Source organism: Parabacteroides sp. (genome assembly GCF_977054455.1).
Genome location: NZ_CDRTCT010000049.1, coordinates 1 through 3,179, shown reverse-complemented (window position 1 = coordinate 3,179; position 3,179 = coordinate 1). Strand labels below are relative to the sequence as shown.

2 protein-coding genes and 1 rRNA gene are annotated in these 3,179 nt (G+C 47.6%); 2 read left to right on the top strand and 1 reads right to left on the bottom strand.

All coding sequences use genetic code 11. The features are described from left to right. The first annotated feature begins 189 nt into the window (after positions 1 to 189). Together ACW6QF_RS18025 and ACW6QF_RS18020 are read left to right on the top strand one after the other, a co-directional pair. The gene (locus ACW6QF_RS18025) at positions 190 to 2,451 is read left to right on the top strand and encodes a GH92 family glycosyl hydrolase (protein WP_456088812.1); all 2,262 of its coding nucleotides are present in this window, start codon (positions 190 to 192) and stop codon (positions 2,449 to 2,451) included. A gap of 94 nt (positions 2,452 to 2,545) precedes the next feature. Continuing rightward, the gene (locus ACW6QF_RS18020; RefSeq protein WP_298549098.1) at positions 2,546 to 2,866 is read left to right on the top strand and encodes a YbjQ family protein; all 321 of its coding nucleotides are present in this window, start codon (positions 2,546 to 2,548) and stop codon (positions 2,864 to 2,866) included. A 188-nt stretch (positions 2,867 to 3,054) separates the two neighbouring features. Here the strand turns inward: ACW6QF_RS18020 and rrf are convergent. Continuing rightward, a 5S ribosomal RNA gene (gene rrf, locus ACW6QF_RS18015) occupies positions 3,055 to 3,165 on the bottom strand. Between the last annotated feature and the right edge of the window lie 14 nt (positions 3,166 to 3,179).

Here is a 3,179-nt window from a genome sequence, read left to right as displayed (position 1 = left end):
TAAATCCGCTTTTCTTTGCGTTTTCCGCTTTTTCGGCTTGTCATCATTTGACACCGTAACAACTCTGATATTAAGTCGTTTAGTGTCATTTCACCCGTTTTTCGAGGTTATTCCAGAGATTTTTTCTAAGTTTGTAAAGTCAAAAATAATAATTTATTCGTTTAGGAGATAAAACACAGATAATATAACATGAAGAAAACAATCCTATTCCTTCAGGCTGCGGCACTTGGACTTTTGACAGCCTGCAGCCAACCGTCCGGCGAGGAACGACTACGCGATGAGATCCAGTATGTGAACCCATTTATCGGAACGGGGTTTCACGGGCATACTTTTCCCGGTGCTACCCGTCCGTTTGCACTTGTACAGGTCAGCCCCGATACGCATATCATGGGCTGGGATGCCAGCAGCGGATATCATTATGACGATAACCAGATATACGCTTTCAGCCATACGCACCTATCGGGTACGGGTATCGGCGACTTGGGAGATGTGGCGGTCCTGCCTTTCTCCGGTGGCGACTCGATCAAGCCGGTAGCGACCTTCAAAAAGGAGACGGAGAAAGCGACGCCGGGTTATTATGCGGTGCGTCTCGACAATTTCGGGATCGATGTGGAGCTGACCAGTACGGACCGTGTCGGATTCCATAAATACACATACGATAATCCGAAGGACCGCCGCGTCCTTCTCGATCTCGGCCATGTGCTGCAACCGAACTGGGGACATAAGTTAGTAGGGAACGAATATCTTTTTGTAAACGATTCGACAGTGGAAGGGACCGTCAAGACACAAGGATGGGCTCATTTCCATTCCGTCTCTTACCGGATCACGTTCTCGGAACCGATCGAAACGCTATACCAGTATATCGACGGGAATTTACGGAAGGATTCCTTATTCTTACGTCTCAACACTCCGGGCGACCTGAAATTCCATTACAAATTTGCGGAGAGCGACAAACCGCTGTATGTAAAAGTGGCGATCTCTCCTGTCGATACGGACGGTGCGGAGAAGAATATGCTGGCCGAACTGCCGGGATGGGATTTCGACGCTACACGAGCCGAATCCGCACATATTTGGAACAAGGCTTTAAACGACATCCAGATTGAAAGTTCCGATCCGAAAGTGATGGTGAACTTCTACACGGCTCTCTATCATACTATGATCGCGCCTTATGCCTATCAGGATGTGGACGGGCGCTATTTAGGGATGGACAAGAAGGTGCACCGGGCGGAACCGGGGTATGTAAACTATTCTGTCTTCTCGCTCTGGGACACTTTCCGCGCCTTGCATCCGCTGATGACGATCATCCAACCGGAACGGGCTGCCGACTGGGGAAAAGTACTCGTACAAGGATATAAAGAAGGAGGAATCCTTCCAAAATGGCCGTTAGCTTCCAGCTATACAGGTTGCATGGTAGGGTATCCGGCGGTCTCTGTGCTGGCGGACTTAGTGACTAAAGACCTGGCAGAAGGTGACCTGAGTGTTTGGGCTGAAGCAGGGGCCCGTTCTTCGGTCTACCGAGACGATCTGGCAGAGAAGTTCAAAGGGACGCGTGAACTGGATTTGATTACCCGCCACCCCTATTATAAGGAAAAGTATGGCTTTGTCCCGGCCGACTCGGTTCCTGAATCTGTTTCCTGGGGACTGGAGATGGCCTACTATGACTGGTGTATCTCCCAGATCGCCGCTAAAGCAGGTAATACGAAACTGGCCGAAGAATACGCAGCAAAGGCTGAATATTATAAGCGCTATTTAGACCCGGAGACCAAGATGATGCGCGGAGTGATGGGTGACGGTTCTTTCCGTACACCGTTCAACCCTCGTTATTCTTCCCACATGAAGAGCGATTATACCGAAGGAAATGCCTTTCAGTGGAGTTTCTTTGCACCGCATGATATGGACAACTTCATCGAAACAATCGGCGGTAAGAAGGAACTGGAAACGCGTTTGGACACATTGTTCACCACCTCTTCCCAGGTTGACGGAGAAGAAGCCTCCGGCGATATTACCGGCCTGATCGGCCAATATGCTCACGGTAACGAACCAAGCCATCACATGGCTTATCTCTATAACTGGACGGATGCTCCTTGGAAAGGGCAAGAACGCCTGGACCAGATTATGCAGAATTTCTACACCAACGAGCCGGACGGCATCATCGGGAATGAAGACTGCGGACAGATGTCCGCATGGTATGTGATGAGTGCGTTAGGCATTTATCAGGTTGCTCCGGGCATTCCGGTCTATACATTGGGCCGTCCGATGATCGACAAAGCGCTTATTCATGTAAAAGGCGGCATATTCGAAATCCAGGTAAAGAACAACAGTGCAGCCAACAAATACGTCAAAGAAGTTAAACTGAACGGCAAAATCTTAGACACCCCGTTCATCAGCCACAACGACATCATAAAAGGCGGCAAGCTGGAATTTATCATGGCCGATCAACCGGTAAAGTAAATTCATATAAAGAAACATAAAAACAAAGGGCGGATCAGTACACTGGTTCGCCCTTTATCTTATATTTGTCCCTAAACGATTAAATTAAAAAGCTATGTTACTTACAACAACTAACACGATTGAAGGAAAAGAAATTACCCAGTACTTCGGAATCGTATCCGGTGAAACGATCATCGGAGCAAATGTATTCAAAGATTTTTTCGCAGGCATCCGGGATATTGTCGGAGGACGTGCAGGTTCTTACGAAAGCGTATTACGAGAGGCGAAAGAAACCGCCTTGAAAGAAATGAGCGATCATGCGGCACAGATGGGTGCTAACGCTGTAATCGCTATTGACCTGGACTACGAAACCGTAGGAGGAAATGGAAGCATGCTGATGGTTACTGCCGCAGGAACAGCTGTACGCTACCAATAATTTCCAATATACAACATTTTTAGAATCAGATTAAGTGAATCACATCAAGAACTAAACAGGATTATCCGTAAACCGGAATTAATAAAGGGAATCAAGGAATTCTTTCTAAAGATCTAACGGATACAAAAAAGGAGTCAAATCCCTTCGGACTGACTCCTTCTCTTTCTTTCAGCTTTGACTGACTTCTAAAACGGCGGCTATCTACTCTCCCACTTTTACGCAGTACCATCGACGCGGTTGGGCTTAACTTCTCTGTTCGGAATGGGAAGAGGTGGATCCCCAACGCTATAACCACCTTAATACCTTACGATCT